This window comes from Microcoleus sp. SVA1B4 (genome assembly GCF_036700545.1).
Lineage (GTDB): Bacteria > Cyanobacteriota > Cyanobacteriia > Cyanobacteriales > Microcoleaceae > Microcoleus.
In genome coordinates this window covers 1-5,286 of record NZ_JAUBPB010000129.1, presented here as the reverse complement: position 1 = coordinate 5,286, position 5,286 = coordinate 1, and the positions used below count along the sequence as shown (strand labels likewise).

The 5,286-nt window shown below is 47.6% G+C and carries 4 protein-coding genes and 1 riboswitch; all 4 genes read left to right on the top strand.

Annotation, left to right across the window (positions count from 1 at the left end):
- Positions 1-224: 224 nt before the first annotated feature.
- A riboswitch (adenosylcobalamin-variant (AdoCbl-variant) riboswitch) is annotated at positions 225-304 on the top strand.
- A gap of 8 nt (positions 305-312) precedes the next feature.
- The 4 genes from cobG to QT987_RS29270 all read left to right on the top strand — a co-directional run bounded on the left by cobG (position 313) and on the right by QT987_RS29270 (position 4,982).
- Entirely contained in the window at positions 313-1,890 is a 1,578-nt protein-coding gene (gene cobG / locus QT987_RS29285) for a precorrin-3B synthase (protein WP_333246960.1), read from the top strand.
- A 145-nt stretch (positions 1,891-2,035) separates the two neighbouring features.
- Positions 2,036-2,665 carry a precorrin-8X methylmutase gene (locus QT987_RS29280; protein WP_333246957.1) on the top strand — a complete coding sequence of 210 codons (630 nt, stop codon included), beginning with the start codon at positions 2,036-2,038 and terminating at the stop codon, positions 2,663-2,665.
- A 235-nt stretch (positions 2,666-2,900) separates the two neighbouring features.
- Positions 2,901-4,184 (top strand): RNA-guided endonuclease IscB, encoded by a 1,284-nt coding sequence (iscB, locus tag QT987_RS29275; RefSeq protein ID WP_333246956.1) that lies wholly within the window; start codon positions 2,901-2,903, stop codon positions 4,182-4,184.
- An 87-nt stretch (positions 4,185-4,271) separates the two neighbouring features.
- The gene (locus tag QT987_RS29270) at positions 4,272-4,982 is read left to right on the top strand and encodes a precorrin-2 C(20)-methyltransferase (protein WP_333234318.1); all 711 of its coding nucleotides are present in this window, start codon (positions 4,272-4,274) and stop codon (positions 4,980-4,982) included.
- Positions 4,983-5,286: the final 304 nt, after the last annotated feature.

The window sequence follows — 5,286 nt, the reverse complement described above, 5'->3', positions numbered from 1 at the left end:
ATGATTGCTGTATTTGGTTGTCAATGTTCGGATGATGTTTATATTATTACGCCTATCGTTAAGGTTTGTAAAGGGGTTTGACGACAGTTAAACTGATGACTGTGATTAGGAAAGCTGATGAAACCAGAGACAGGGGCGTAGCTTGCGGGGCCCGACGCCATCGCCAGAAGTTTTGTTAAGAAAGTTGAGGGTTTTGCTTTCTGTAGGTCAGCTCGTGATACCTTTCTAAAACCTGAAAGCGGGAAAGTCCGGTGCAATTCCGGCGCTGTGCCGCAACTGTAAAAGTCAGAATGCCGATTTCGGGGGCGCTTTGTGGGCGTTTACTTTTGGATTCCCTGCGTAGCACGGGGAGGAGATTATTTGTTAGCTTTGACTGATTTGCCGACTTGTCCGGGTTTATTTTACGGTTCCCAAGCCCGAGACGGAGTTTTATCGAGAATGCGGATTCCGGGGGGAATTTTAAACGCGCAGCAGTGTCGGACGATCGCCGATTTAGCAGATCAATACAGTACCGGCTGTTTGCAAGTGACGAATCGGGGAAATTTGCAAATCCGAGAAGTGCACTCGGAAATTCCCCCGGAAGTCTGGAACCGCTTGCAGGAATTGGGGATAGCGTCTCGCCGCGTTGAAGTTGACCCGATTCGCAATATTATGGCAAGCCCGACAGCAGGGATCGATCGCCAGCAGTTACTGGATACTCGCCCGCTAGTCAAAGCTTGGGATGATTACCTGCAAACACATTCCGAGTTATCGGAACTTTCGCCTAAGTTCAGTATTGGCTTGGATGGCGGGGAATCGGTTTCGATCCAGGCTTTACGCAACGATATTTTATTAGCTGCTGAAGGGCTTTCAACCCAATCAGAAATCGTTTTTCGGCTGCATTTAAACGGCGATACAGGAATTTTTATCCAAGAATCGCAATGTATTTCAGTATTAGCCGCCCTCGCTAGCACCTATCTTGAATACACAAAAAATCGACCTCGAATTGATGGCAAAAAACCGCGTTTGCGTCACCTGCTGGCAGATTGGGGTGTTGAAAGTTATCTAGAAAGGGTACAGCAGAATTTACCATTTTTATGGCAATTCACATCTTGCACATTTCCCAAAAACAGGCAAGATGCCTGTTCCACAAACAGTGAATTTCCTTGTGGGGTGGGCATCTTGCCCGCCCGTTCGATCGACTCATCTGCAAGGGCGATCGAACAATCCCGACATCTCGGCATTCATCCTCAGCGACAGCCCGGTTTCTCCTACATGGGAATTGCACTGCCTCTCGGTAGGCTAGAATCAAAGCAACTGCGGAATTTGGCAAATTTAGCCCAAAAACTAGCAAGCGGTACCCTGAGACTTACGCCGTGGCAAAATCTGTTGATTTCTGATATCCCCAACTCCCAGCTTTTTGAGGTAAAACAGCAAATCGCTGATTTGGGATTGCACTCGTCGGCGACTCGCCTAGATTCGTGCTTGGTGGCTTGTGCCGGCAGCAGCGGCTGTGCGTCGGCGGCGACAGATACTCAAAGTCACGCCCTAGCAATGGCGAGGGATTTAGCGCAAAAATTGACGATCGACCTGCCGATTAACATTCATTTCAGCGGTTGCCAAAAGTCCTGCGCCCAGCACCAGCCAATTGATATCACGCTGGTGGGAATTCAGATTGAGCGAGGACACGAGACGATCGAAGGTTACGACATTTATGCGGGTAGAAAAGATTTGCCCTTCGGGCGACCAATTTTTCCGGCGGTGAGTGCTGTCGAGATGCCCGGTGCGATCGAGCGAATGTTGCAGGTATATCAGCGCTTTCGAGAGCCTTTGGAGTCATTTGGTGAGTTTGTCGATCGGTGGGCTATCGAGCAATTGCAGGAGGTTTTTAGCACCGAAAATCGGAATTGAAAGTGAAAAAATATTCCCTAAAAACTGACAAATTGTAATCATTTCTCTTTCTATCTCTCTTGATATTTCTTCCTTCGCGCCTTCGCGGTTCATTCAAAAAATCTATTTCACAAATCCCACAAACTTCCCATAGCAGTTTTAAACAATGATTGACTACATTCGAGACGGAACAGAAATCTACACAAAATCCTTTGCCACAATTCGAGCCGAAGCAGATTTGTCAAGCTTGCCGCCCGATTTAGAATCGGTAGCCGTGCGACTAATTCACAGTTGCGGCATGACCGATATTGTTACAGATTTAGCAGCTTCCCCCGGTGCAGCCACCTGCGGACGCCAAGCCCTCTCCGCAGGTGCGCCGATTCTGTGCGATGCCCGGATGGTGGCCGAAGGTATCACTCGCAAACGCCTTCCCGCTGACAATCCGGTGATTTGCACCCTCTGGCATTCCGAAATCCCGGAGTTGGCGCGACAAATAGGAAATACTCGATCGGCTGCGGCGCTTGATTTATGGCTGGACAACTTGCAGGGTGCGGTTGTGGCAATTGGCAATGCCCCGACTGCTTTGTTCCGACTACTGGAAATGCTGGATGCCGGAGCACCCAAACCGGCTTTAATTCTGGGTTTCCCGGTAGGATTTGTGGGGGCTGCCGAATCCAAAGCCGAACTGGCCGCCAACAGTCGGGGAGTGCCATTTATTACGTTGCACGGGCGGCGCGGTGGCAGTGCAATGGCAACGGCGGCCGTGAATGCGTTAGCGAAAAAGGATGAATTGTAAGCAACCCCGGTCTAAAGACACGGGGCTTCAGTTTATTTGCTGAAGCCGTGCTTACCCGCCTAAGCCTTAAGTGGCTACGTTGTTGGGGTCAAAACACCGGAAAATGCGACGCTAGTTTTCCGCTCTGTTGTTTGCAATTAAACAATTCTAAGGTCACTGGAATAGTGTTGCAAGCGTAAAAAGCCCTTATAACATTGGCAAAGCGAACTTTACGAGAAATCGAAGGGACACAACAATGTCTATCCAACCAAATTACGTTTTTGTTCTAGATGCTAACCGCAAACCACTAACACCATGCAAACCATCTTTGGCACGCAAACTGTTAAAGGTTGGCAAATGTAAAGTGTTTAGGCTTTATCCTTTCACTCTAATTTTGAAAAAAAAGGTAGTTCAATACCCGCAGCCTGTCACTTTAAAGATTGACCCCGGTTCAAAAGTTACGGGGTTTGCTCTGCTTCTGAATTCCCATCTAATCTGGGTAGCCGAATTAACCCATCGCCCTCAAGCAATTAAGGCATTGCTAGAGTCGCGTCGTTCTCTGCGACGCAACCGCAGAAGTCGCCAGACAAGGTATCGCCAAGCGAGATTTTTGAACCGAACTAGATCCAAAGGTTGGTTGGCTCCCAGCCTCCAGCACCGAGTAGATACGACCTTAACTTGGGTCAACAAACTATCAAAGCTTGCACCCGTTAAGACGATTTTTCAGGAATTGGTTAGGTTTGATTTACAAAAAATGGAAAACCCGGAGATTTCAGGGATTGAGTATCAACAAGGAGAGTTGCAAGGCTACGAAGTCCGCGAGTATCTTCTTGCCAAATGGGATAGGCGGTGCGCTTACTGTGGCATAGAGAATGTACCGCTACAAGTTGAACACATTCATCCTAGAGCGTCGGGCGGAACTAATAGAATATCTAACCTGTGCTTAGCTTGCGAACCTTGTAACACAAAAAAAGGGACTAAAGACATCAAGATATTCTTAGCAAAAAAACCCGATGTTTTGAAAAAAATTGTGGCACAAGCTAAGCGTCCGTTGAAGGATGCCACTGCTGTTAACTCGACTCGATGGGCTTTATTCAATCGATTAAAAGCAACAGGCAAAGAGATTATTACAGGCTCTGGCGGGTTGACTAAATTCAATCGCATACGCCTAGAACTGCCAAAAACCCACTTCTTTGATGCTGCTTGCGTAGGGAATACACCTGAAATTTCCCTTTCAGCGAATCAGCCTTTGAATATCAAAGCCACGGGGCATGGTTCAAGGCAGATGTGCCGCACGGATAAATTTGGATTCCCTTCTAGGTACGTTCCTAGGTTTAAGTTTGTTAAGGGTTTCCAGACAGGGGATATTGTAAAAGCCGTTGTTACTTCTGGCAAAAAGATGGGCACTTATACGGGCAGAGTGGCTGTCCGCTCATCTGGCAGTTTTAATGTGGCAACAACCCAAGGATTAATCCAAGGAATCAATCACAAATATTGTTTTCCTATTCATCAAAAGGATGGGTACAATTATGGGTTTTAAGACTGTTGACGGGATACTAAAGTATCCCGTGTCCCTTTTCCTCCCAGGGCTAAAGCCACTGGGTTTCCAAGTTACCGCGAGGTTTTTATGACTAAGGCTACTGGTAAATTGTACGGTTTGGGTATTGGCCCTGGCGATCCAGAATTGATCACTTTGAAAGCTTATCGGATTTTGCAATCGGTGCCGGTGATTGCCTATCCGGCGATGGAAAATGGTAAGGTGCTGGCGCGGGCGATCGTCGCAGATTATCTGCGCCCGGAGCAAATTGAGATTCCGATGCCGCTGCCTTTTAGTCCGACGCGATCGTCTCAACCTTATTATGATATTGCAGCCGAGAAAATTGCGGCACATCTGAGCGAGGGGCGGGATGTGGCGGTGCTATGTGAGGGCGAGCCTTTTCTCTACGGCTCGTTTATGTATCTATTCAACCGTTTGTCGGCGAGATTTACCACTGAAGTTGTGCCGGGAATTTCTTCGACAATGGCGAGTGCGGCTGCGTTGGGAGTGCCGCTGACTTATCGTAACGATGTGTTAAGTATTATGCCTGCGACGCTGGATGCTGAGGTTTTGCGCGATCGGCTGGCGGTTGTTGATGCGGCTGTGATTATTAAGCTGGGGAGGCATTTTGCGAAAGTCCGGGATGTACTGATTGAGTTGGGACAGTTCGATCGAGCATTGTATATAGAACGCGCAACTATGCCGAATCAGCGAATTCGGGCGATCGCAGATGTCGAACCCGCTGAAGTTCCCTATTGGGCTCTCATTATGATACCTAGCCAGCAGAAGTCTGTATCTTAATATTTCCATGCCTGAAGGCGACGCGCTTCCAGGCTTTACCTAGTTTTTGTCCATTCTTTCCCATTTATCCACCATTCCTGCTATTTATAAGTCAATCTTATACATATCATCAGTTAATCTGTTGTTAAAAAACTTTACAAACCTGAGAATATGCTTTATGTTTATTTACATGGCGGAACACAAAGCCGTCACGAACATTGAAAACCAAATAAAGCAATCATAAACAAATGACAACAACCTTACAGCAGCGCGAAAGCGCCAACGTCTGGGAACGCTTTTGTGAGTGGGTCACAAGCACCGACAA

Coding starts and splice junctions, on each gene's coding strand:
- QT987_RS29280 (WP_333246957.1), top strand. CDS start 2,036: ATGATTGACTACATTCGAGACGGAACAGAAATCTACACAAAATCCTTT.
- iscB (WP_333246956.1), top strand. CDS start 2,901: ATGTCTATCCAACCAAATTACGTTTTTGTTCTAGATGCTAACCGCAAA.
- QT987_RS29270 (WP_333234318.1), top strand. CDS start 4,272: ATGACTAAGGCTACTGGTAAATTGTACGGTTTGGGTATTGGCCCTGGC.